The following is a 23,148-nucleotide window of genomic DNA, read 5'->3' as shown; positions in this document are numbered from 1 at the left end:
CCCGAAGGCGCGCCCCTTTTCGTTCCGGCCCCTTTTCGTTCCGGCAAGGCGATGCGGCGGGAGCGTCAGCTCCAGTAGGTCAGCGGCTGGTCGTCGCCGCGATGGCCGACGAAGCAGGACATCGTCACCCGGCGCCCGCCGACGCCCGGCGTCACCCCGTGGATCAGCTGCGAGTTGAACAGCACCAGGTCGCCGTTCTCCGGCCGGATCAGCAGCCGCGGTTCGCCCAGCACCTCGCGGTCGAGCCCGTCGCGGGTCTCCTGCTCCTTGTCCTGCTCCGGCGTCGGCTCGCTCAGCCACAGCTCCAGCTCGCCCCCTTCCGGCGGCATGTCGAGATAGACGTTGACCGCCAGCTGGCCGGTCAGGTCCGACGCGCCGTTCGACAGCATCCGCGCCAGCCGGTCGTTATGCGGCAGCATCTTGGCGCCCGGATCGATCACCCGGCAGGTGCCGACGAAGCTCTTGCGCCCGTCGATGGTCTGGATGGTCGCGCCCGCCGGCCAGACCTCCTCCAGCAGCAGGCGGAAATGGTCGAGCGGCGTAAGCCTGGGATAGATCATGTCGCGGATGCCCCAGATCGAGCGCATCGCCTCGCTGTGGTAGCGCTCGGCGTTGTCCGCGTCCTTGCCGACATCGACATAGCCCATGCCGAGCCGCTTCAGCGCGTTCTGCACCTTGTAGGCTTCCAGCTCCGAATGCCCGGCGATGCAGTCGGCGAAGGTGGCCGACAGGTCCTTCGGGTAGAAACCCGGCACATGGATCGCGTCGATGTTCTTCGCAATGAGCTTGCGGAGGCTGTCCGCGTTAAGCTCCTTCGAAATCTCGATGGCCTTCAACATCGTATTTCCCTTCCCGGATAGGCAAAAATGACGAGCCGTTTGCTTTCGAAAACCATCGAAAGACGGCGCGCCTCCAGTATTCCAGAGAGGGTTTCTTGCCACAAAGTCCGTTTTCATATCTGCGCGACCAGCGCAAGACAGAGGGAAACGGCCTCAGCCCGGGCCGAGGAAATAGGTCCCGATATGCCCCATCGCCCGGCGCAGCACGCCCGGCGATCCGTCCGTCCCGCCCGTCAGCGGGTTGGGCAGCGTGCCGGCATATTCGAACCCCTTGTCGGGGTCGTTGGGATCGAGAAGCTGCCGGTTGTCGCGCAGCTGCAGGCGGTTGATGCAGTTGCGCGGGAACTCCGGCACGAAGACGTCGTGGCGGGCGAACTTGTCCGCATATTGCGGCTGCGCCGCCTGATACTCGCGCACGCACTCGCCGACCAGCGCCCAGAACCGCGCCTCGGGCAGCACCTGCCGCTCGTCGAGGATCGCCGCCAGATGGCGGAAGTAGCAGTCGAAGACATCGGTGAAGATGCCGTCCAGCCGCACCGCATCGTCCAGCACCACGCAGTTGCGCCGCACCACCGGCGGCAGCGTCGCGCCGCTGTTGAGGATGCGCATTTCCTCCGCCAGGTCCTTCATGACGATGCGCGTCGGCGCGTCGTTCTCCAGAATGAGAATGACGTTCTCGCCATGCGGCATGAAGATGATGTCATAGGCGTAGTAGCAGTGCAGCACCGGCGCCAGATACGCCTTGAGATAGCGGCGGATCCACTCCTCCGCCCCCAGCCGCGAACGCTCGATCAGGCAGGCGGTCAGCGCATCCCCTTGCGGATCGAGATGCAGCAGCGCGGCCATGGTCATCAGCCGCTCGCCGGGCCGGATCAGGTTGACCGGGCTTTCCCGCCACAGGGCGGCCAGCACGTGCTTGTAGGGAGAATCCGCCGCCAGCCCTTCCTCGTAATAGGGATTGCGGTAGCTGATCGTCGCCTGCTCGCAGATCAGGCAGAAGCCGTTGTCCTGCAGGTAGCGGTCGCGCGCCAGCAGGTTGCGCAGCCACTCGTTGATCTCCGGCGTCGTCTGCATGTCCTCCGGCGACAGGCCGCGCTGCAGCATGAAGCCCATGTTGAGGATCGACAGCGCCATCTTGACGTAGCGCTTCGACGGCGCAGAGGCATTGAAGAAGGTGCGGATCGACTGCTGCGGCTGGTAGAGGTCCCGCGACAGGCCGAGATAGACGATGTTGCGCCGGGCGATCTCCGGGGCAAAGCTCATCGAGATGCGGTTGAACCACTGCCAGGGATGCACCGGCATGAAGTGGTAGCGGTCGGGATCGAGCCCCTCGCCCGTCAGCTGCGCCCGGTAATCGGCGACCGTGTCCTCGCCCAGCTCCTCCGCCATCAAGCGGTCGTGGTCGATGCCGGACATCGCGGTGAAGCGCGAGTGCTCGCGGGAGACCGCGATCCAGACGATGGACAGCGGGCCCGCCGCCTCCGGCGCGTAGAGCGGATAATCGGCCGTGTCGAAGCCGAGCCGGCCGTTGTTGGCAACGAAGGAGGGATGGCCCTCGGTCATGCCCGTCTCGATGGCCTGGAAGTCGGCGCCGGCAAGGTCGGATGCCCGGTGCGGCTTGGTCGCCGCCTTGTAGGCGCTGCCGTAGAGAATGCTGCTGATCTCGTCGAGATAGACCGGCATCATCGCATCGCGAATGCCCAGCTCCTTTTTGAACTCGATGATGAATTTCAGCGCGTCGAGCGGCGCCGGCTCGCCCTTGATCCGCTTCTTGATTGAGTGGGCATCCACCTGCCAGTGGTCGAGGCGCATGCGCCTTGCGCGGAACGTGTACTCGATGCCGAGCGCCGGCTGCTCCAGCACGTAGTGGCCCGCTTCGCCACCCTTCTCACGGGGCGCGAGCAGCAGCTCGTGGGCGAATTCGGAGATCGCCTTGCGCACCAGCAGCCGGTTGGCCCACAGCCAGCGGTCGCTTTCCAGATGCGCGGTCGCACGCTCGTGCGGCGGCATGGTCTGCAGGGCGGCGGTCATCGCATCCATCGTCGTCTTGCCCCGTCAGCCGCCGGCCGAGACGGCGGCAGCGATGCCGTCCGCGAGCGAAGAAAAGCGCTGGAAGGCAAGGCTGCGCTCCACCGGATAGTATTCCTTGCCCAGCACCTCGCGGATGATGACCGAGTTGCGGTAGCAGGACTGGCCGAGATCCGGCGGCAGGTAGCTGTCGGCGTGGATTTCCGCGTTCTGGACGAAGATCTCGCTGCCCTCCTTGTCGATGCTGCAGTTGCGCGCCACGGCGAAGCGCCCCTCCCCGCACCAGTTGATGCGATCCGAGATCGGCTTCAGATAGTCCGGCATGCGGAACCGGTAGCCGGTGCCCATGATCAGCACGTCGGTCTCCAGCTCGAAGGACTTCTCCTCCTCCACCTGGCGGAAGGTGACGCGGAAGCTGTCGCTCGCCGCATCATGGGTGCAGGCCTCCACCTCCGTGTTGGAGATCAGCATCATGTCGACATCGCCGCCGAGCAGCTTGCGGTAGCGCAGGTCGTAGATGTCGTTGATCAGGGACGGGTTGACGCCCTTGAAGATCGCCTGCATCGCCCGCACCAGGTCCTCGCGCTTGGGCCGCGAGAGCGAGAAGAAGTAGTCGGCATAGTCCGGCGTCGTCATCTGCAGGGTGAACTTGGTCAGCTCCCGCGGCACGAGGCGCGAGGAGCGCGTCACCCAGTTCAGCCGGTAGCCGTAGCGGTCGATGTCGCTGAGCAGGTCGTGATAGACCTCCGCCGCGCTCTGGCCCGAGCCGACCACGGTGATCGACTTCCTCTGCCGCACCGCTTCGCGATTGCGCAGGTAGTCGGCGCTGTGCAGCAGCGTGCCGCGCAGCGGCTCGCACGGGGCGGGCAGCGCCGGCGACATGCCCGAGCCGAGCACGATGCGGCGGGCGAGCAGCACCTTGCGCTGGCCCATCTTGGTGTTGAAGCTGGTCACCCGGTAGACGCCGGCCTTGTCGTCGTACTCGACGGCCTCCACCTCGCGGTTGAACACCACATTGTCGAGACGGCTAGCGGCCCAACGGTAATACTTGTTGAATTCGTTGCGCAGCAGGAAGAAGTTTTCCGTGTCCAGCAGGAACGCATAGAAGGCATAGATGCGGCCGGTCTGCTTCAGGTAATTGAGAAAGCTGAACTCGCTGGTCGGATCGGCCAGCGTCACCAGATCGCACAGGAAGGGCGTCTGCAGCGTCGCCGTTTCCAGCAAGGTACCCTCGTGCCAGTTGAACTGGTCCTTGCGTTCCAGGAACAGGCAGTCGAGATCGCGGATCGGCTGGGTCAGGCAGGCGAGCCCGAGGTTGAACGGACCGATGCCGATGCCGATGATGTCGAAGACATGGCCTTCGGCGCTTTGCACGGATTGCGACGTCATTGAAACTCCTTCCGGCGACGCCAACCGGGACGCGGACGGCATCCGCGGCGGACGGGAAAACCTTAGCGATCCGGCAAAAGCAGTTGAAATATATTATATTCGGCCCATTCGGTGGCTTGGCGACTGATTTGCCGCCAAGCCCCGCTCCGCCTCGATGAGACGGTCTCCGGCGGCCGGATGGCGTGATTTGCGAGACCCGGAGCGCAGCGTACATTCGGGTACGTGAGCACCGGAAGCGCAGAAAATCGCGTCAGGCGGCCGCTGGAGGGCGTCTCTCAGTAGGACGACGGCCGCTTGCCGGAAAAGTCGTGCGCCTCGGTGCCTTCGATGGGCGGGCTGAAGACGCTGAGGCAGATCGAGGGATCGTGCACCACCATGCGGTGGGCGTCGTTGCGGTTCATGATGAAGGCGGTCGCCCGCGCCCCGTTGGTGTCGATCGGGTGGCTGCCGCTCTCCCAGACATATTCGCCGCTGCCCGAGACGTAGTAGCAGCTCTCGAAATGGTGCCGGTACTGCAGCGGCGAGTCCGTATTGGCATTGCCGAGCGTCTGGCACAGGGCGAAGCCGAAGCCGTCGGCCTTGACCAGCAGCCGCCGGCTCTGGCCGTTGCCCCAGAAGACGTCGCGCTCGGTGCCGATGAACTCGTCGACATGGCGGATCAGCGCGTCCGCGCGGATCGCCTCCTGCGGCCCCTCGCCGCCGAAGACGGTGCAGATGCGCATCTCGGTCTCGGCGATGAAGCTCACCTCCGCGCCGGCCCGCGCGGCGACCAGCGTTCCGGGCGAGGCGCGCTCGCTGCGCCCGTCGACGGTCACCGTGCCGCTGCCGGAGAGGCAGAAATGCGCCTGCGCGGGAAACTCGCCGGCGGCATCGCGCGCGACCGTGTCGGCAGCGCCGGCGGCCAGCGTCGTGTCGTAGAGCGCGTGGCCCACCTGGTCGGTGCGCGAGACCACCTCGCGAGACACGGCATAACGGAAAACCGGCGCATCGCCGGCGGCCTTGAAGGTACGGACGATCACGTTTGAGCCCTCCCGGATCGATCCGGCCGGCCCGTCTGCCGGGCCGCTGCCGGACGTGTCCGCAAAGGCTACCCCGCGCACCGTCAAAGGTATAAATCTTGTTTTGTCTTAGTTTGCGCTTGCGAAGATATCGAGCACACGGCCCCCTTAAGTATAAACTGCAATAATTCGCAAAATATATTCATGGGCACAGCTTGCGATATCGAAAGGGGCGAAAGCTAACCGCCATTCCACCGCCATCGCCCCACCTCCGAGGTCACCCCGGGCAAGCGCAAGCGCGACCCGGGGCCTATTGGCTTCCAGAGCGGCGACGAAACACACCGGCCATGCCCCACGCACTCTTCTCCCCCCTTGAGGGGGAGATGTCGGCGCAGCCGACAGAGGGGGGTGAGCAGCGCCCGCGACGGGGCGCCCCACCCCGCGTCCTCCCGGACGGCGCCCCCTCCTTCGTCCTCCCGGACGGCGCGCAAGCGCCGAGCCGGGACCGGGGAGCCGAGGGCCTGTCGAAGGCACTCCCGCAAAACACCGCAACCGCCGCGGCTCGCCGGTTCCGGGTCTCGCGATGCTCGCCCGGAATGACGCAGGGAAAGGCATGCGCGCCTCACACCCGCCGAGGGCGCCAATGGATCCCGGCTCTCCGGCTTTGCCTGCGGCCGGGATGACGTCCTGAGAAAGAAGCACGACCTCGCATCCCCTCTGCCGTCACCCCGGCCAAGCGCAGCGCAGAGCCGGGGCCTATTGGCTTCCAGAGCGGCGACGAAACACACCGGCCATGCCCCACGCACTCTTCTCCCCCCTTGAGGGGGAGATGTCGGCGCAGCCGACAGAGGGGGGTGAGCAGCGCCCGCGACGGGGCGCCCCACCCCGCGTCCTCCCGGACGCCGCCCCCTCCTTCGTCCTCCCGGACGGCGCGCCAGCGCCGAGCCGGGACCGGGGAGCCGGGGGCCTGTCGGAGGCACTGCCGCAAAACACCGCAGCCGCCGTGGCTCCACACTCCCGGTCGCTCCCGCAGCCCCTTGGGGCCAACAGCGGCCGCGCGGGTTGTCAGTGCCCGGTCAGCACAAGCGTCTGCACGGGGAACAGCAGAGCCTGGAGACGAAGCAGCATGGCGTGAACGAGCCCGACCGCATCGACCGCATGCAGGTAGATGAACTCCCCTGTTCCGAGCGGTTCCCCGGAGGACAGCCGGTCGTGGTTGCTGGTATAGGCGTTCACCTTGCACACCGCGCCGGGCGGAAGCTCCTGCAGGCCGTCCTGGTAGATGGGCTCCAGCACGGTGGTGATCGATGCCGGCCGCACGGTCTGACTGGCATCGACCATCTGACCGCCCACGCCCACCTGTCCGGAGGCGATCTGGGTCTGCACTTCCGTGATCACCAGCGGAATGATCGTGAAAGGCAGCGCGCCGCAAAAGGCCTCGGCCACCATGCCGACCTTCAGGACCTGGGCTTCGATCTGGCCGAACCCCGCGATCAGGCGCTGCTTCTGGGCGTCCTTCGGGATCAGGATCCCTGCAGGACGCATCATCGGATTGACGATGTCGCCCGGCCGCAGCACGAATTGGCTGACGGTCCCGTCGACGCCGGCGTAAACGGTGGTCTTCGCCAGTTCCACCTCCGCTTCGTCCAGCCGCGCCTGCGCGCTCTTCAACTTCTGGGGCAGGAACACGCTGATCTTGGTGTCGATCAGGTCCTTGTTCGCCTGCGCGGCCTTTGCAGCCCCCGCCATGGCGCTCACGGTGTTCTGCAACTTCTCGACATCCCGCACGCTCACGACGTTGGCATTGCGGTCGAACAGCTCCTGCCTGGTGTCCAACTCGTCCTGCGCCTGCTTCAAGGAGGCCTGCGCCTGCTCGACCTGCGCGCTGGCGACGGCAAGTTCGCCCCTTGCCAGCGCGATCTCGGCCTGGACATCCCCCACATGTTGCCGCGCCGTCTCGACGGCAGCCTCCTGGCGATGGCTGTCCAGCTTGAAGACCGGATCACCCGCCTTGACTTCGAACTCGAGGCTGACCGGAACATAGGTTTCCGACACACGGCCCGACACTTCCGGCAGGATCGCAATCGTACGGAACGACGCCACCGCCGTCGTTGCCGTCGGATGGTAGTAGAAGACAAGTGTTATCAGCGAAATCGTAAGGATCAGGCAGGTGACAATGCCATAGCGCAGCTCGTACCAGACCGAGTAGAGCGTGATCTCCCGGCCGATCCGCTTGCCCTGGCCATAACGGCGAAAAAGATAGTCCGGCAGGATCGTCAGGATGGAACAGAACAGAAGTTCGAACATTTACCCCTCCTGCCTGTCTGCGGCCTGCCGAGGCGCGGGCGTCGGCTCGCTTGCCGCTGCGATGGTTTGCGGTTCCGCAGGGGCGTCCGGCTCCGTTGCCTCGCGTGGCGGCTCCGGCTCGCTGTCGTGCCGCATGTCGGCCGGGTTGGCCATTCGGCTCAGGGAATTCGCGATAGACCCGAGCGGTGTCATGAAATCCGGGAGCTGCACGAATGCGAGCAGGAGCGCTGCGACCCAGAAGAGATTGTTGTGCGTGAACAGCGCCAACAGGCCGAGCACGGCGACGAGTTCGAACTGCATCCTGCCATGCTTGTGCGCGAGGCGCTCCGGCAGGGAGTGAAGATGCAGGTAGAACGTCCCCAACAGCACCACACCGATGAGGAGCACGGCCAGCATGATCGTCATCAGCGGATCGCCACCATCCGCCGACGGTATGAACGACGGCAGATGATGGGGTGCAAGTTCATGTGTAGCGGCAGCCATTCCAAGCCCCCCGGTTTGCCTGCGGCCTGCGCCCCGAACGCCTCCAGCCCGGCGGCTTTACACTAGAATGAAATCCGGTACGCGGAGTAGAAAAAACACCATCAGCAGCAAGGTTTGTACCGGCCGAAGGGGCTCTACCGCAGCGCAAAGACGAGGATGCCGGCGGCGAGCACCCCGTTGAGGATCCAGAACAGGGCGAGCCGCCGCAAACGGGCGGTGTGCGGACGCATTACCGGCAGGCGGCGTGGCTCAGTCATGCTGGAACCTTTCCGAAATGATCCGCCGGGGTGCCACGCCGAGGCCGAGCAGCGCCTCCTCCGCCGCCTCCATCATCGCCGGCGGGCCGCACAGGACATAGAGCCAGTCGCGATGGCGGGGATCGGCGAACAGCCGGGCGATCAGCGCCGCATCGACCATGCCGCGCTCGCCCTCCCAGCCGTCCGGCGGTTCGGACAGCACCTGCACCACGGTTGTGCGGTGCTGCCGGCGCATGCGGGCGAGATCCTCGCTGCAGGCGATCTGGCCGGCATGGCGGTTGCCGTAGACCAGCATCGTCGGGCGCGGGTCCGCGTCGATCTCCAGTTGCCGCAGCAGCCCCAGCATCGGCGCGATGCCGACGCCGCCGGCAATGAAGGCGATGCCGCTGCCCTGCCGCCCCTCCAGCACCAGGTTGCCGTGCGGCCCGTCGACATGGGCCGTGGTGCCGAGCGGGATGCCACCGAGTGTCGCGGTGAAGTCGCCGAGCTCCTTGATGACGAAGCGCAAGTCCCGGCCCTCGCCCGGCGCCGAGGCGATGGAGAACGGGTTCTCGCGCAGCGAGAAGACCGGCGCGCCGATGCGGATCCAGGCGAACTGGCCGGCGCGGTAGGCGATCCCGTCATGCCCCTTCGGGCTCAGCACCACCTCCCATGTGCGCTCGGCGAGCTTGCGCAAGGCAGTCACCTCCCAGGGACGCCGCCGCGCCAGCAGCGGCTTCACCAGGTAGACATGCAGCAGGGACAGGACCGCCGCCGCCGTCAGCACCCCCCACAGGCCGGCAAGCTGCGGGTCGGCGCTGTAGCGGCCCGCGTGCCGGGCATGGACCAGCACCAGCACGGCGATGGCCAGCGCGCCGAGCCCATGGGCGAGCCGCCAGGTCTCGTAGCGCCAGCCGATGCGGTCGCGGGCAATCGACAGGACCACGAAAGCCGGCAGCAGCACGAAGGCGAGGACGCCGGTCACCAGACCTTCCGCCGCGAAGGTCAGCGTCAGCTGGCGGGTGGGATCGAAGGGCAGCGGCCGGGCGAAGGGCAGCGTGTAGAGGAACGGATGAGCCAAGGCGAGCGCCAGCGCCGTGCGGGCGAGCAGCTGGTGGAAGCGCATGGTGACGTCGAGGCCGACGCGGCCGGAGATCGAGCGGAAGCGGCCCGACAGCACGAATTCCATCAGCAGGATCGCGAAGGCCACCATCGCCATGCCGCTGGCGATCTCGTCCATCACCGGGCGCGGCGGCCGCCCGCTGGCGGCAGCCAGGGCCAGCGGCGCCAGCGCGACAAGAAGATAGAGCAGGATCAGCGCGGCGGCAGGCATTGCGGTTCCCCCTTGGGTCCCGATGATAAGGCCCCTCGCCCGTCCGGCAATGCGCGAAAACCGCTATAGCACTGCCGCAAATCATCGTATGGGCGTCAAGACCTCGACACATTGCCGGGCGAACACTCATCCTGACACTGCCTTTTCGGCAGATTCATTCAGGAGATTTGAGGCATGACGCTTTTCCGCTCCCTTGCCACGCTTGCTGTCGCGGCGTCCGTCGCCCTTGCAGCGCCGGCAGCCCTTGCCATGGAGATCCGCACCGAGCGCATCGACATTCCGCGCGGGGCGGCCGGCACCGAAGTCGCCGGCATGATCAAGGGCGAGGAATTCGTCGAGTACCTGCTGCCGGCGACGACCGGCCAGCAGGTCAGCCTCTCGCTCTCCTCCTCCAACCGCTACGTGCATATGGGCGTTGCCGAGCCGGGCAGCCGCCGCGAAGTCTTCGACGGCGCGCGCCAGGGCACGAAATATACCGGCCGGGCGAGCGAGGCGGGCGAGTTCCGCATCCGCGTGCGCCTGTCGGTCGACGGCGTCGCCCGCAACGAGACGGCCCGCTACGTGCTGACCGTCGCCTCCGCGCGTCCGGGGCAGAGCCGGCCGCAGCGCCCCGACCCGCAGCCCGGCACCGGCGGCGGCCGCCCGCCGGGTGGAAACCAGGGGGGTGGAAACCAGGGCGGCGGCAATCAGGGCGGCGGCAATGCCGGCACCCCGGAATTCTGGCAGGTGACGGGCGTCGGCTCCGGCGATTTCCTCAACCTGCGCTCGGGGCCGAACACCAGCAACCCGGTCGTGGCGCGGCTCGCCAATGGCGAGGTGCTCCGCAATCTCGGCTGCCACATGGTCACCGGCCAGCGCTGGTGCCAGGTCGAGCGGCCGAACGGGCGCGACAACGGCTGGGTCTCGGCCACCTATCTGCGCGAAGGCAGCAACCGTCCGGACCGCCCCGGAACCGGTCGCCCCGACCGTCCTGATCGTCCCGGCGGCGACCGTCCCGGCCGCCCGGATCGTCCCGAGCGTCCCCGCATGATCATGGACGACGGCGGCCCGGACTTCTGGCGGGTCACCGGCATCAGCGGGCGCGACTATCTCAACGTGCGCACCGGGCCGGGCACCGGCTTCCCGATCACCGCGCGCCTCTCCGACGGCGAGGTGCTGCGCAATCTCGGCTGCGGCCGGCTTGTCGGAGACCGCCAGCGCTGGTGCGAGGTCGAACGTCGCAACGGCCAGGACAAGGGCTGGGTTGCCGGCGACTTCCTGCGCGAGGCGAGCTCGCGTCCGGTGCCGCCCGTGGACGAGCGCCCCACCCGTCCGGGTCGCCCCGGCCGTCCGGGTGACGACCGTCCCGGCGATTGGCGCCCCGGCGATGATCGTCCCGGCGTCGGACGCCCCGGTCGTCCCGACCGGCCTTCGCGGCCCGATCCGATCCCCGGTCCGGACCCGCGCGCCAGCTATTTCGAGGTGACTGGCCTCAGCGCCAACGGCCTGCTGAACGTGCGCAGCGGCCCCGGCACCGGCTATTCGGTGATCGGCCGGGTCGCCAATGGCGATGTGCTGATCGACCGGGGCTGCCGTGCGGTCGGCAGCCAGACCTGGTGCCGCATCCAGCTGCTCGGCGGCGAGGAAAGCGGCTGGGTCTCGGCCAACTATGTCCGCCAGACGCGCTACCGGCCGGGTCGCGGCGGCTGGCGGTGATCCGCCAAGCGGCAAGTCAGGGCTGGCGGTAAGCCGCCAACCGAACAGTGCCTTGCAAATCTCGGCGCCCGGGCCTCACGCCCGGGCGTCGGCCGTTTCGGCCAGGCGCTTCAGCGCATCGAAGAGGTCTGCCAGCGTGTCGATGACGATATCGGCGCCGAGATCCTCCGCCGCAACGCCGCCATAACCGCCGCGCACCACCACCACCTTCATTCCGGCGGCCCGCGCGCTGTCGACATCCGCGCCGCTGTCGCCCACCATCACCGCCGTTGCCGGCGTCGCACCGAGCTTTGCCGCCGCATGCAGCAGCATCTCCGGCGCCGGCTTGCGGGTGGCGCAGGTGTCGCCGCCGACCACCACCGGCACCAGGTCATCCAGGCCGAAATGCGCGACGATCGTCCGGGAAAAGCCTTCCGGCTTGTTGGTGACGACGGCAAGGCCGAGGCCGGCCCGCGCGCCTTCCTCCAGCGCCTCCCTGGCGCCCGGCAGCAGCGCCGTGCGCCCCGTCAGGTTGTCGCCGTAGAACGCCATCATCCGCGCCACCAGCGGCGCCAGCGCCTCGGCGTCCAGCACGCGGCCGCGCGCGGCCATCGCCCGCTCCACCAGCTTGGGGATGCCGTGGCCGATCATCCGCCGGACCTCGTCGACCTCCAGCGGCGCGTGCCCCTCGCTGTCCAGCAGCTGGTTGGTCGCCGCCGCGATGTCGGGAACGCTGTCGACCAGCGTGCCGTCGAGATCGAAAAGCAGGGCCTTCAGCCCCGATGCATCCTGAATGCCCAAGGCACTCCTCCCTGTCGGTTTTTCAAGCTGCCGAGACAAGCACGAAGCGGCGGCAGGGTCGAGAGCGCCGGCCTCCCCTCAACAGGAAAGACGGCAAAGAAAAGCGGCGCGGCGGAGGGAGGATCTCCGCCGCGCCGCCTTGATGGGGCGGACAAACCTGCGCTCAGCGTCCCGCTGCGCCGCTTTCGATGTAGCGGGTCAGCACCGCGCGCACGCCGTCCGCCCACAGCGCGCCGAGGACGCGCGCAAAGGCATCGGCAAAGGGCTGCCTGCGGCCGAGATCGCCGAAGACGGGCGTGAAATCGAGGAAGGCCTGCGGCGTCTGGCGCGCCGCCAGCGCCCGCCGGGTCAGCTCGGCCGCACGCTCGTCGACGATCCCGATAGCGCTGCCGTCCTCCGCCGTGCCGGCGCAATAGCGGCACCACAGCGCCACTTCCAGCGCCAGACCGGCGAGATCCGCATTTGCCTCCAGCCGCGCCTGCACGGTCGGCAGGATGAATTTCGGCTGCCGGTTCGACCCGTCGAGGCACAGGCGCGGGATGGTGTCGCCGACTTCAGGGTTGGAAAACCGCGAGGCGATCAGCTCGAAATAGGCGGCGAAGTCGACGCCGGCAATCGGCGGAACCGTCGGGATGACCTCCGCATGGGCGAGCTTTCTCAAGAAGCCGGCGATCAGCGGGTCGGCCATCGCGTCATGGACGAAATGATAGCCGAGCAGCGCCGACGGATAGGCAATCGCCGCATGGCCGCCGTTGAGGATCCTGAGCTTCATCAACTCGTAAGGCGCAACGTCCTTCACGAACTGGACGCCCACCTCCTCCAGCCTTGGCCGGCCGGCGGGAAACGTGTCCTCCATCACCCATTGGCGGAACGGCTCGCAGGCGACCGGCGCTGCATCCTCGATGCCGAAGCGCTCGCGCAGCAGGGTCTTCTCGCGCTCCGAGGTCGCCGGGGTGATGCAGTCGACCATGCTGCTGGGGAAGGCGACATTCTCCGCCACCCAGTCGGCGAAGTCGGGATCGCTCATCCGGGCAAGGCCCAGCATGGTGTTGCGCGCGACATGGCCGTTTTCCGGCAGGTTGTCGCAGGACATGACGGTGAAGGGCGCGATCCCGGCCGCCCGGCGGCGGCGCAGCGCCTTCAGCAGGAGGCCGAAGCTGGAGGCCGGCGCATCCGGATGGGCCGCATCCGCGGCCATATCGGCATGGCCCGCGTCGAACCCGCCGGTGGTGGCGTCCACATAGTAGCCGCCTTCCGTGATCGTCAGCGAGACGATGCGGATCTCGGGCCGCTCCAGCACCGCGACGATGGCGTCGGGCTCCACTTCCGCGAAATCGATCATCGCACCGGTGACGCGGGCCGTCAGCCCGCCCGGATCCAGCTCCACCACGGTGGAGAGCCAGTCCTGCCGCTTCAGCCGCTCGCGCATCGCCGCGTCGTAGGGCTTCACGCCGGCGCCGATCACCGCAAAGTCGCGGTCGAGCCCGCGGTTGAACAGCCGGTCGAGATAAACGATCTGGTGCGCGCGGTGGAAGTTGCCGACGCCCAGATGCACGATGCCGGCGCTCAGGTCCGTGCGGGCATAGGCCGGCACGTCCGCGCCGGTAATCTGGGAAAGGGTCGAAAGGGACAGGCTGGTGGTCACTGGAGTCACTGCGCTCACTGGGGCCTCTGGGTCATGCTCTCTGGTGCCGGCGCGCGGGAGGGCGCGCGGCGCTGCGTGTTCGCTCATCGCTCGTCGTACGTTTGCCGGCTCAGCTCATCCAGTTGCCGCCGTCGACATTGTAGGTCTGCGCCACGACGTAGTCGCTCTCCGGCCCGGCGAGGAAGATCGCCATGCCGGTCAGGTCCTCCGCCGTGCCCATCCGTCCGTACGGCACGGCCGCGCCGACGAGGCGCTTCTTCTCGCCCGGCGCCCTGCCCTCGTATTTCGCGAAAAGCGCGTCCACCCCGTCCCAGTGCTCGCCGTCGACGACGCCGGGCGCGATGGCGTTGACGTTGATGCCGTGGCGGATCAGGTCGAGCCCCGCCGACTGGGTCAGGCTGATCACCGCCGCCTTGGTGGCGCAGTAGACGGCGACCAGCGGCTCGCCGCGCCGGCCGGCCTGGCTCGCCATGTTGATGATCTTGCCGCCGCGCCCGCGCGCGATCATCGCCCGCGCCACCGCCTGCATGGTGAACAGGCACCCGGCCACATTGACCGAGAACAGCCGGTCGAAGCTCTCGCGGGTGATCTCGACGATGGGCGCCATGTCGAACAGCGCCGCATTGTTGACCAGGATGTCGATGCCGCCGAGCGCCGCATCGGCCTCGGTTACAGCGCGCTCGATGGAGGCCTGGTCGGTGACGTCGAGCTGCACGGCGATGGCACCGTTGCCGATGGCCTCGGCCGCCTGCCGTGCCCCCTCCAGGTTGATGTCGGCGATGGCGACCCGAGCGCCCTCGCGGGCATAGGCCTCGCCGAAGGCACGGCCGATGCCGCGCGCTGCCCCGGTGATCAGGGCGCTGCGCCCTTCCAGCCGCCTCATCGCAGGGCCAGCCCCGTCTCGTCGAAGCGGTGCAGGTGCTCCAGGTTCGGCGTCAGCGAGACCGTATCGCCGTGGCGATAGCCCGCCTCGCCCGGCACGCGCACGGTCAGCGGCTCCTGCCCCTCCACATGCACATGCAGGAACGTGTCGGAGCCCAGATGCTCGGCAACGCCGACCCGGCCTTGCCAGCTGCCGCCGTCCTGCGCGATCGCCAGATGCTCGGGGCGGATGCCGATGGTGCGGGCGCCATGCTTCGCCGCTTCCTCGCCGGTGATGAAGTTCATCTTCGGCGAGCCGATGAAGCCGGCGACGAAGAGGTTGGCCGGGCTGCGGTAGAGCTCCAGCGGCGAGCCGACCTGCTCGATATGACCCGCCCGCAGCACCACGATCTTGTCGGCCATGGTCATGGCCTCGACCTGGTCGTGGGTCACGTAGATCATCGTCGTCTTCAGCGACTGGTGCAGCTCGGAGATCTCCAGCCGCATGTTGACGCGCAAGGCCGCATCGAGATTGGACAGCGGCTCGTCGAACAGGAAGGCTTCCGGCTCGCGCACGATGGCGCGGCCGATGGCGACGCGCTGGCGCTGGCCGCCGGACAGCTGCCCCGGCCGGCGGTCGAGATAGTCGGAGAGGTTCAGCGTCTTCGCCGCCGCCAGCACCCGCCGCTCCTGCTCGGCCGCGTCCATCTTGGCCATCTTCAGCGGGAAGGCGATGTTCTTGCGCACGCTCATATGCGGATAGAGCGCGTAGGACTGGAACACCATGGCAAGCCCGCGCCGGGCCGGCGGCAGGTCGGTGGCCGGCCGTCCGTCGATCTCGATCTCGCCGGAACTGACATCTTCAAGGCCGGCGATCAGCCGCAGAAGGGTCGACTTGCCGCAGCCGGACGGTCCGACGAAGACGACGAACTCGCCGTCCTCGATCTCAAGGTCCAGCGGCGGGATCACCTCCACGTCGCCGAAGGTCTTGGTCACCTTGGAAAGGGTAATCCTGCCCATCGTTCGGGTCCTTACTTGACTGCGCCGAAGGTGAGGCCGCGCACCAGCTGCTTCTGGCTGAACCAGCCGAGAATCAGGATCGGGGCGATGGCGAGCGTCGAGGCGGCGGAAAGCTTGGCGTAGAACAGCCCTTCCGGGCTCGAATAGCTGGCGATGAAGGCGGTCAGCGGGGCCGCCTTGGCCGCCGTCAGGTTCAGCGTCCAGAAGGCCTCGTTCCACGCCAGGATGATGTTGAGCAGCAGCGTCGAGGCGATGCCCGGCACCGCCATCGGCGTCAGCACATAGACAACCTCGTCCCAGAGCGAGGCCCCGTCCATGCGCGCGGCCTCCAGGATCTCGCCGGGGATCTCCTTGAAGTAGGTGAACAGCATCCAGACGATGATCGGCAGGTTGATCAGGGTCAGCACGACGATCAGGCCGATACGGGTGTCCAGCAGGCCGAAGTCGCGGAACATCAGGTAGATCGGCACCAGCACGCCGACCGGCGGCAGCATCTTGGTGGAGAGCATCCACATCAATATGTCCTTGGTCCGCTTGGCCGGCACGAAGGCCATCGACCAGGCGGCCGGAATGGCGATGAGCAGGCCGAGCAGCGTCGAGCCGAGCGAGATCACCACCGAATTCATGAAATGCAGGAAGTAATCCGAGCGCGAGTTGACCTCGACATAGTTCTCCAGCGTCCACTCGAAGGCGAGGAACGAGGGGGGTGAGGCAATCGCCTCGGCCTCCGTCTTGAAGCTGGTCAGGATCGTCCAGAGGATCGGGAAGAAGATCGCGAGGCCGATGGCCCAGGCAGCCAGCGTGACGACGAGCTTGCGGGGTCCGGTGGCACGACGCGCCATGGTCAGGCCTCCAGGTTCTTGCCGATCATCCGCATCAGGAAGATCGCGACGATGTTGGCGAGGATCACGGCAACGATGCCGCCGGCGGAGCCGCCGCCCACGTCGAACTGCAGCAGCGACTGGGCGTAGACGAGATAGGTGATGTTGGTCGAGGCGTAGCCCGGCCCGCCATTGGTGGTCACCAGGATCTCGGCGAAGACCGACAGCAGGAAGATGGTCTGGATCAGGATCACCACGGTGATCGCCCGCGACATGTGCGGCAGCACGATGAAGCGGAAGCGGTCGAACGCGCTCGCCCCGTCCATTTCCGCCGCCTCGATCTGCTCCTTGTCGAGCGACTGCAGCGCGGTCAGCAGGATCAGGGTCGCGAAAGGCAGCCACTGCCAGGCGACGATCAGGATGATCGACATGAGCGGGGCATGGGCGAGAAAGTCGAAGGGCGGCAGCCCCAGCGCCTTGGCCATGTGGGCGAAGAGCCCGTTGACCGGGTTCATGAACATGTTCTTCCACACCAGGGCGGAAACCGTCGGCATGACGAAGAACGGCGCGATCACCAGCACCCGGACGATCCCCTGCCCCCACATCGGCTGGTCGAGCAGCAGGGCGAGGCCGACGCCGCCGACGATGGTGATCGCCAGCACTCCGCCGACCAGCAGCAGCGTGTTGACCAGCGCCTCCATGAAGGCGGGATCGGTCAGGAAGTACTCGTAATTGCCGAAGCCGATGAACTCCTCCATCCCCGGCATCAGGAGATTGTAGCTGAGGAAGGAGAAGTAGACCGTCATCGACAGCGGGACGATCATCCAGCCGAGCAACAGGATCACGGCCGGCGAGATCATCACGCGGGCGGCGGCACGCGAGTGGGCGGTAGCCATCGGTTCAGCCCCGGGTCAGGTGGTCGGGTCTTGGGAAGGGCGGACCGGCCCGCATGCAGCGCGCCGGTCCTCGTCCTTGGCGGCGCAGGCTTACTTGATGTAGCCGGCGCGGCGCATGGTGCGCTCGGTCGCCTGCTGGGCGTTCTGCAGCGCCTGCTCGGCCGAGACCGAGCCGGCAAGGGCGGCGGAGAACTGCTGGCCGACGGCCGTGCCGATGCCCTGGAACTCGGGGATCGCCACGAACTGCACGCCGACATACGGCACCTCGTCGACCGTCGGCTTCTGCGGGTCGGCGGCGTTGATGCTGTCCAGCGTCATCTTGGCGAAGGGCGCGGCCTCCAGGTACTTCGCGTTCTCGTAGAGCGAGGTGCGCGTGCCGGGGGGCACGTTGGCCCAGCCTTCCTTGGCGGCGACCAGCTCCAGGTATTCCTTGGAGGTCGCCCAGGCGATGAACTTCTTGGCGGCCTCGGTCTTCTGCGAGCCGGCCGGGATCGCCAGGTTCCAGGCCCACAGCCAGTTGCCGCGCTTGCCCAGGCCCTTGTCGGGGGCCAGCGCGAAGCCGACATGCTCGGCGACCTGGCTGTCGTTCGGGTTGGTCACGAAGGACGCCGCGACCGTGGCGTCGATCCACATGCCGCACTTGCCGGTCTGGAACAGCGCCAGGTTCTCGTTGAAGCCGTTGCTGGAGGCGCCCGGAGGGCCGTAATTGTTCATCAGGTCGAGATAGTCGGTCAGCGTCGCCTTCCAGGCCTCGCTGTCGAACTGCGGCTTCCAGTCCATGTCGAACCAGCGGGCGCCGTAGGAATTGGCCATGGCGCTGAGGAAGGCCATGTTCTCGCCCCAGCCGGCCTTGCCGCGCAGGCAGATGCCGTAGACCTCGCCCTCCTTGTCCGTCATCGCCGCGGCGGCTTCCTTGATGAAGTCCCAGGTCGGGGCGTCCGGCATGGTCAGGCCGGCCTTCTCCATCAGGTCCTTGCGGTACATCACCATGGAGCTCTCGCCGTAGAACGGCGCGGCGTAGAGCTTGCCGTCGACGGTCAGGCCGCCGCGGATCGCCGGCAGCAGGTCGTCGACGTCGTAGTCGGCGCCGAGGTCGTCGAGCGCGACCAGCCAGCCCTGCTTGGCCCAGATCGGCGCCTCGTAGGTGCCGATGGTCATCACGTCGTACTGGCCGCCCTTGGTGGCGATGTCGGTGGTCACGCGCTGGCGCAGCACGTTCTCTTCCAGCGTCACCCACTCCAGCTCGATGTCCGGGTTCTTGGCGGCGAAATCATCCGTCAGCTTCTGCATGCGGATCATGTCGCCGTTGTTGACGGTGGCGATGGTCAGCTTCTCGGCCAGCGCCGGGGACACGGCAAGCGAAATGGCCGTCGCGCCCAGCAGGGCACGGATGAATGTGGTCATGAAGTCCTCCCGGATGCCCTTGGGCATTTGCTATGATTGCGGGCAAATACTCACAAAACAGGCAGATGCCGTCAAGCTGGCGCAGCGTCTCCCGCCCCAACATTCGTTGCTGCGCCGCAAAAAATCATTTTGTTTCAGGGGATTGGATCGCGCTTCCGCTGGGGCACGAAGCGCGCGCGAAGCCCTCCGCGGGCTGCAACCTGGCGCCGCGTGCTCGTGTTCCTGGCAGAAGAGGTGAGGATCTGACGCCGCCCTCAGCGCGCCAGCAGGCGCTCGGCGGTCAGCTCGTTGGTGATCAGCCCGTTCAGCAATTCCCCGCGCAGCGCGCCGAGGATCGCGTCGACCTTGGCCTCACCGGCGGCGATGCCGATCACCGGCTTGTCGCGCGCCTTGCCGAGCGGGGCACTGGCGACGAGATCGTTGGTCAGGCCCTGGATCAGCTCGCCGTTCCGGTCGTAGACCCAGCTGGTGATCTCGCCGATGGCGCCGGCCGCCGTCAGCGCCGACATCTCGTCGCGGCTGATGAAGCCGTCGACGAACAGCGGCGCGCTCTCGCCCATGTTGCCGACGCCGACGAAGGTCACGTCCGCGTCCTTGGCCAGTTCCAGGATGTTGTGTACCGGCTCCTGATTGTGCAGCAGCGCCCGCTCGCGCTTCGACCGCGCGAAGACCGGCAGCGGCATCGGATAGTGGCGGGCGTTGACCCGGTCGGCCATGCGGATGATGACGTTGTAGGCCGAGGCCGACCCGTCCGACATCATGTTGCCGAGCAGCGACACGACCTTGTGCTGCGGGCAGTCCATGGTCGGCAGCTGGTCGACCGAGGCACGCAGCGCGCGTCCCGTGCCGAAGGCGATGATCTTCGGCTCGTTCGACTTCAGGTGCCGCTCCATCTCGCCCGCCGCCGCCTGGGCGAGGCCGACGATGGAGGACGGCGTTCCCGGATCGCTCGGCACCACCTCGCAGGAGCGCAAGGCAAAGCGCTCGGCGAGATTGCGCTCCAGCTCCATGCAGCGGGCGATCGGGTGGTCGAGCCGCACCTTGATCAGCCGCTCGGTCACCGCCAGCGAAACGAGCCGCTGCGCCGACTGGCGCGAGACGCCGAGCTTGCGGGCGATCTCGTCCTGGGTGTTGCCGGCGACATAGTAGAGCCACCCGGCCCGGGCCGCCTCGTCGAGACGGCTCACATCCGCATCGCCCTTGCCCGCCATTCGCCTCAGCTCCCCTCTCCGGCCGCGCGGCCGCCCAAATCGCGCACCAGCTGCGGCGCCATCTCGAAAAACGCGTCCCACCGGTCGAACACCGGCAGCGGCGGCTCGCCGGGCGCGGCATCGCCCGCATCCAGGTGGCTGCCGCCGATGAAGTGCCACACGGCCATCTTGGCCGCGCGCGCCGCCTCCAGCCCCGGCAGGCTGTCCTCGATCACGAGGCAGCGCTCAGGCTCAACGCCGCATTGCGCGGCCGCATGGAGAAAGAGATCGGGCGCCGGCTTGCCGCGCGCCACCTGCGAGGCGGTGAACACGGCCTCGCCGAAATAGCCGTCGAGCCCGGCCAGCTGCAGCGAGCGGCGCACCCGCGGCGGGCTGCTGCTGGTGGCAACGCAAGCCCTCACCGCCAGCCGGTCCAGCACGTCGAACACGCCGGCGACCGGCTTCAGCTCCGCCTCGAAGGCGAGGAGCAGCCGCTCGCGGTAGTCGCTCTCGAAGGTCTCGGGCAAGGCGAGCCGGAAGTCGTCGCGGATGCTCTGGGCAACGCGCGGAAAGCTGCGGCCGAGGAAATGCGCCTTGAAATAGGCGTGGTCGACCGCAACGCCCGCCTCCTCGAGCGCGGCCAGCAGCACCCGCTCGCTGATCGGCTCGCTGTCGACCAGCACGCCGTCGCAGTCGAAGATCACGAGAGCGATGTCGCGTCCCGCGAGCGCGTCGCGAAGGCCGGATGAGGAAGTGTCGAGCGTCTGCACGCGGCGCGGCGTCCTGTTGCGCGGCCGCACCCGCGCGGCCCCTACCCGTTCTTCCTGACGATGGCAGGCTGCCCAAGTCAAGTGCCGGCGGCCGTTCGAAGCGGCCGAACGAATCCAAATTCGATAGTCAAGTAGTTGAAATACATACATGTTTGCGATTTTGCCGCAAATATGCCACATTGCACGCCGTCGACCGGGGATGCACTGCATGCCCGGTTCTGCCTTTTGGGGCGAGGATGAGGTCCGGTCCGCCCGGATCCCCCAGCCCCCTTTCGCTCGCCCGGGCCATCCGGGCGGTCGCAACGAAGCCCGCACACCGGCCAGCCTGCCGGTTCCTCCGCCGGACCACGGTCCAAGCCTGTGCGGGTGCGAGACTGGCCAGCGTGCAATGTCGCCGGAACACCGGCAGATGCCGCTCCTGACACCTCTTGGTGTGGTCTCTCGCAAATACAATCCGACCGGGCCGCCAGGCCCGCAATAAAGCAGACATGTCCGGCAAGCGGCTTTGCCGTGCGCCAGCCTTGTCGCAACAACAGGGACAAAAGATGAGTGACCAGACAAGCGCCACCGGCATTCCCGAGCCGGAAGGTGCGTCCGACATCATCGACACCGATTTCGAGATCGGTCAGCACAATCTGGAGGGGCAGCTCGGCCCCTTCGGCTTCGACATCCACAATCCTGTCTTCCTGATTTCCGGCCTGTCGATCGTCGCCTTCGTGCTCTACGCGCTGCTGGCGCCCGAGCAGGCGGCCTCGTTCTTCGGCTGGCTGCGGCCGGCGCTGACCAGCACCTTCGACTGGTTCTTCATGAGCGCGGCCAACGTCTTCGTGTTGTTCTGCCTGTTCCTGGTCGTCAGCCCCTGGGGCAGCGTCCGGCTCGGCGGCAAGGAGGCGAGCCCCGACTACAGCTATACCGGCTGGTTCGCGATGCTGTTCGCGGCCGGCATGGGCATCGGCCTGATGTTCTTCGGCGTGCTCGAGCCCGTCTATCACATGGCGATTTCGTCGCCGCTCGGCGTGCCCTCGCCGTTTGCGGCCGACGGCTCGATCATCCCGGAGAACGTCGAGGCGGCCAAGCAGATGGGCCTTGCGGCGACCATCTACCACTGGGGCCTGCACCCCTGGGCGATCTACGCCGTGGTGGCGCTGGCGCTGGCGCTGTTCAGCTTCAACAAGGGCCTGCCGCTGTCGATCCGCTCGGCCTTCTATCCGATCTTCGGCGAGCGCGTGTGGGGCTGGACCGGCCATATCATCGACACGCTGGCCGTGTTCGCGACGCTGTTCGGCCTTGCCACCTCGCTCGGCCTCGGCGCCCAGCAGGCCAATGCGGGCCTGGAGCACATCTACGGCATCCCGAACACGATCACCGTGCAGGTGATCCTGATCGTCGCCATCACCTCCATCGCGCTGGTCTCGGTGCTGCGCGGGCTCGACGGCGGCGTCAAGGTGCTGTCGGAGATCAACATGGTGATCGCCGCGGTGCTGCTGCTGTTCGTGCTGTTCGCCGGCCCGACGGTCGCGATCCTCGGCGATTTCGTCACCGGTCTCGTGGCCTATGGCGCCGACCTCCCCAGCCTGTCGAACCCGATCGGCCGTACCGACGACGACTACCGCCAGGGCTGGACGGCCTTCTACTGGGCGTGGTGGATCTCCTGGTCGCCCTTCGTCGGCATGTTCATCGCCCGGGTCAGCCGCGGCCGCACGGTGCGCGAGTTCATCACCTGCGTGCTGATCATCCCCTCGCTCGTCTGCGTGCTGTGGATGGCGGTGTTCGGCGGCGTTGCCATCGACCAGGTCCTCTCCGACCCGGCGACCAGCGCGGTCAAGGCCAACGTGATCGACAGCTACAGCCCGGAACTGTCGCTCTTCGCGATGCTCGAGGGCCTGCCGCTCGCCTCCATCACCTCGACCATCGCCATCGTGCTGGTCATCGTGTTCTTCGTCACCTCGTCCGACTCGGGCTCGCTGGTGATCGACACGATCACCGCCGGCGGCAAGGTCGACGCGCCGGTGCCGCAGCGCGTGTTCTGGTGCACCTTCGAGGGGCTGGTGGCCATCGTGCTGCTGATCGGCGGCGGCCTGGGCTCGCTTCAGGCGATGGTCATCTCGACCGGTCTTCCCTTCACGCTCGTGCTGCTGCTCATGTGCGTGGCGATCTTCAAGGGTCTGCAGACCGAGGAGCGTTGACGCACAGCGCCTCGCTTCTCGGGGCACAGGGGGAACGGGCGCGGCCTTGACGGGCCGCGCCCTTTTTCATGCCCGCCTGCGGGTCGTTCTGCCTGATTTTCCGCCGCCCCACGCACCCCTCTCCCCCCTTGAGGGGGAGATGTCGGCACAGCCGACAGAGGGGGGTGAACTGCGCCGGCCTGCATTTCGTTTCGCCGGCTCCCGCGCTCCTCCCTCTCCTCTCGTCATTCCGGGCAAGCGAAGCGCGAGCCGGAACCGGAGAGGCAC

Annotated in this window: 19 protein-coding genes; 2 read left to right on the top strand and 17 right to left on the bottom strand. The window is 67.3% G+C overall.

Annotated features, from left to right (window positions below; genetic code table 11):
• Positions 1 to 65: 65 nt before the first annotated feature.
• From GH266_RS22940 to GH266_RS22910, 8 genes are all read right to left on the bottom strand, one after another.
• Complete coding sequence (locus tag GH266_RS22940) at positions 66 to 839, bottom strand: 2OG-Fe(II) oxygenase (protein WP_158195920.1); 774 nt, start codon at positions 837 to 839, stop codon at positions 66 to 68.
• A 153-nt stretch (positions 840 to 992) separates the two neighbouring features.
• Complete coding sequence (locus tag GH266_RS22935; protein WP_244953741.1) at positions 993 to 2,870, bottom strand: IucA/IucC family protein; 1,878 nt, start codon at positions 2,868 to 2,870, stop codon at positions 993 to 995.
• 24 nt (positions 2,871 to 2,894) lie between these two features.
• Positions 2,895 to 4,256: a lysine N(6)-hydroxylase/L-ornithine N(5)-oxygenase family protein gene (locus tag GH266_RS22930; RefSeq protein WP_158195918.1), complete on the bottom strand. Its 1,362-nt coding sequence runs from the start codon at positions 4,254 to 4,256 to the stop codon at positions 2,895 to 2,897.
• A 275-nt stretch (positions 4,257 to 4,531) separates the two neighbouring features.
• Positions 4,532 to 5,275, bottom strand: coding sequence for an ectoine synthase (locus tag GH266_RS22925; protein ID WP_158195917.1), 744 nt, complete (start codon positions 5,273 to 5,275; stop codon positions 4,532 to 4,534).
• A 1,044-nt stretch (positions 5,276 to 6,319) separates the two neighbouring features.
• On the bottom strand, positions 6,320 to 7,561 hold the full coding sequence (locus GH266_RS22920; RefSeq protein ID WP_158195916.1) for an HlyD family secretion protein: 1,242 nt from the start codon (positions 7,559 to 7,561) through the stop codon (positions 6,320 to 6,322).
• Positions 7,562 to 7,966 (bottom strand): hypothetical protein, encoded by a 405-nt coding sequence (locus tag GH266_RS22915; RefSeq protein WP_199270406.1) that lies wholly within the window; start codon positions 7,964 to 7,966, stop codon positions 7,562 to 7,564. It abuts the gene before it with no gap.
• Positions 7,967 to 8,178: 212 nt separating this feature from the next.
• Positions 8,179 to 8,301: a hypothetical protein gene (locus GH266_RS23640; protein ID WP_280524813.1), complete on the bottom strand. Its 123-nt coding sequence runs from the start codon at positions 8,299 to 8,301 to the stop codon at positions 8,179 to 8,181.
• Positions 8,294 to 9,613 (bottom strand): ferredoxin reductase family protein, encoded by a 1,320-nt coding sequence (locus tag GH266_RS22910; protein WP_158195914.1) that lies wholly within the window; start codon positions 9,611 to 9,613, stop codon positions 8,294 to 8,296. The genes GH266_RS23640 and GH266_RS22910 overlap by 8 nt, the downstream gene beginning before the upstream one ends.
• Before the next feature lie 174 nt (positions 9,614 to 9,787).
• Here GH266_RS22910 and GH266_RS22905 point away from each other — a divergent pair, with 174 nt between their 5' ends.
• Positions 9,788 to 11,308: an SH3 domain-containing protein gene (locus tag GH266_RS22905; RefSeq protein WP_158195913.1), complete on the top strand. Its 1,521-nt coding sequence runs from the start codon at positions 9,788 to 9,790 to the stop codon at positions 11,306 to 11,308.
• 75 nt (positions 11,309 to 11,383) lie between these two features.
• On the opposite strand, the gene gph is transcribed toward GH266_RS22905, so the two are convergent.
• From gph to GH266_RS22860, 9 genes are all read right to left on the bottom strand, one after another.
• Positions 11,384 to 12,088 (bottom strand): phosphoglycolate phosphatase, encoded by a 705-nt coding sequence (gene gph, locus GH266_RS22900; RefSeq protein WP_158195912.1) that lies wholly within the window; start codon positions 12,086 to 12,088, stop codon positions 11,384 to 11,386.
• Positions 12,089 to 12,251: 163 nt separating this feature from the next.
• Complete coding sequence (locus GH266_RS22895; protein WP_244953858.1) at positions 12,252 to 13,733, bottom strand: mannitol dehydrogenase family protein; 1,482 nt, start codon at positions 13,731 to 13,733, stop codon at positions 12,252 to 12,254.
• Between the two features lie 109 nt (positions 13,734 to 13,842).
• Positions 13,843 to 14,616, bottom strand: coding sequence for an L-iditol 2-dehydrogenase (locus GH266_RS22890; RefSeq protein ID WP_158195910.1), 774 nt, complete (start codon positions 14,614 to 14,616; stop codon positions 13,843 to 13,845).
• The gene (locus GH266_RS22885; RefSeq protein WP_158195909.1) at positions 14,613 to 15,614 is read right to left on the bottom strand and encodes an ABC transporter ATP-binding protein; all 1,002 of its coding nucleotides are present in this window, start codon (positions 15,612 to 15,614) and stop codon (positions 14,613 to 14,615) included. Before GH266_RS22885 ends, GH266_RS22890 begins: the two co-directional genes overlap by 4 nt.
• Before the next feature lie 11 nt (positions 15,615 to 15,625).
• Entirely contained in the window at positions 15,626 to 16,456 is an 831-nt protein-coding gene (locus tag GH266_RS22880; RefSeq protein ID WP_158195908.1) for a carbohydrate ABC transporter permease, read from the bottom strand.
• Positions 16,457 to 16,458: 2 nt separating this feature from the next.
• Entirely contained in the window at positions 16,459 to 17,331 is an 873-nt protein-coding gene (locus GH266_RS22875; RefSeq protein WP_158195907.1) for a carbohydrate ABC transporter permease, read from the bottom strand.
• A gap of 90 nt (positions 17,332 to 17,421) precedes the next feature.
• Positions 17,422 to 18,735: an ABC transporter substrate-binding protein gene (locus tag GH266_RS22870; RefSeq protein ID WP_158195906.1), complete on the bottom strand. Its 1,314-nt coding sequence runs from the start codon at positions 18,733 to 18,735 to the stop codon at positions 17,422 to 17,424.
• Positions 18,736 to 18,989: 254 nt separating this feature from the next.
• A complete protein-coding gene (locus GH266_RS22865; protein WP_158195905.1) occupies positions 18,990 to 19,946 on the bottom strand; it encodes a sugar-binding transcriptional regulator in 957 nt (318 codons plus the stop codon).
• A 5-nt stretch (positions 19,947 to 19,951) separates the two neighbouring features.
• Positions 19,952 to 20,695, bottom strand: coding sequence for an HAD family hydrolase (locus tag GH266_RS22860; RefSeq protein ID WP_209001509.1), 744 nt, complete (start codon positions 20,693 to 20,695; stop codon positions 19,952 to 19,954).
• Between the two features lie 545 nt (positions 20,696 to 21,240).
• On the opposite strand from GH266_RS22860, the gene GH266_RS22855 reads away from it, so the two are divergent.
• Entirely contained in the window at positions 21,241 to 22,881 is a 1,641-nt protein-coding gene (locus tag GH266_RS22855) for a BCCT family transporter (protein ID WP_158195904.1), read from the top strand.
• Positions 22,882 to 23,148: the final 267 nt, after the last annotated feature.

It is taken from the genome of Stappia indica (genome assembly GCF_009789575.1).
Taxonomy (GTDB): domain Bacteria; phylum Pseudomonadota; class Alphaproteobacteria; order Rhizobiales; family Stappiaceae; genus Stappia; species Stappia indica_A.
The sequence above is the reverse complement of the archived record's forward strand: the minus strand, read 5'-3'. Positions and strand labels throughout refer to the sequence as shown.

Coding starts and splice junctions, on each gene's coding strand:
- GH266_RS22940 (WP_158195920.1), bottom strand. CDS start 839: ATGTTGAAGGCCATCGAGATTTCGAAGGAGCTTAACGCGGACAGCCTC.
- GH266_RS22935 (WP_244953741.1), bottom strand. CDS start 2,870: ATGACCGCCGCCCTGCAGACCATGCCGCCGCACGAGCGTGCGACCGCG.
- GH266_RS22930 (WP_158195918.1), bottom strand. CDS start 4,256: ATGACGTCGCAATCCGTGCAAAGCGCCGAAGGCCATGTCTTCGACATC.
- GH266_RS22920 (WP_158195916.1), bottom strand. CDS start 7,561: ATGTTCGAACTTCTGTTCTGTTCCATCCTGACGATCCTGCCGGACTAT.
- GH266_RS22915 (WP_199270406.1), bottom strand. CDS start 7,966: ATGACGATCATGCTGGCCGTGCTCCTCATCGGTGTGGTGCTGTTGGGG.
- GH266_RS23640 (WP_280524813.1), bottom strand. CDS start 8,301: ATGACTGAGCCACGCCGCCTGCCGGTAATGCGTCCGCACACCGCCCGT.
- GH266_RS22910 (WP_158195914.1), bottom strand. CDS start 9,613: ATGCCTGCCGCCGCGCTGATCCTGCTCTATCTTCTTGTCGCGCTGGCG.
- GH266_RS22905 (WP_158195913.1), top strand. CDS start 9,788: ATGACGCTTTTCCGCTCCCTTGCCACGCTTGCTGTCGCGGCGTCCGTC.
- GH266_RS22890 (WP_158195910.1), bottom strand. CDS start 14,616: ATGAGGCGGCTGGAAGGGCGCAGCGCCCTGATCACCGGGGCAGCGCGC.
- GH266_RS22885 (WP_158195909.1), bottom strand. CDS start 15,614: ATGGGCAGGATTACCCTTTCCAAGGTGACCAAGACCTTCGGCGACGTG.
- GH266_RS22880 (WP_158195908.1), bottom strand. CDS start 16,456: ATGGCGCGTCGTGCCACCGGACCCCGCAAGCTCGTCGTCACGCTGGCT.
- GH266_RS22875 (WP_158195907.1), bottom strand. CDS start 17,331: ATGGCTACCGCCCACTCGCGTGCCGCCGCCCGCGTGATGATCTCGCCG.
- GH266_RS22870 (WP_158195906.1), bottom strand. CDS start 18,735: ATGACCACATTCATCCGTGCCCTGCTGGGCGCGACGGCCATTTCGCTT.
- GH266_RS22865 (WP_158195905.1), bottom strand. CDS start 19,946: ATGGCGGGCAAGGGCGATGCGGATGTGAGCCGTCTCGACGAGGCGGCC.
- GH266_RS22855 (WP_158195904.1), top strand. CDS start 21,241: ATGAGTGACCAGACAAGCGCCACCGGCATTCCCGAGCCGGAAGGTGCG.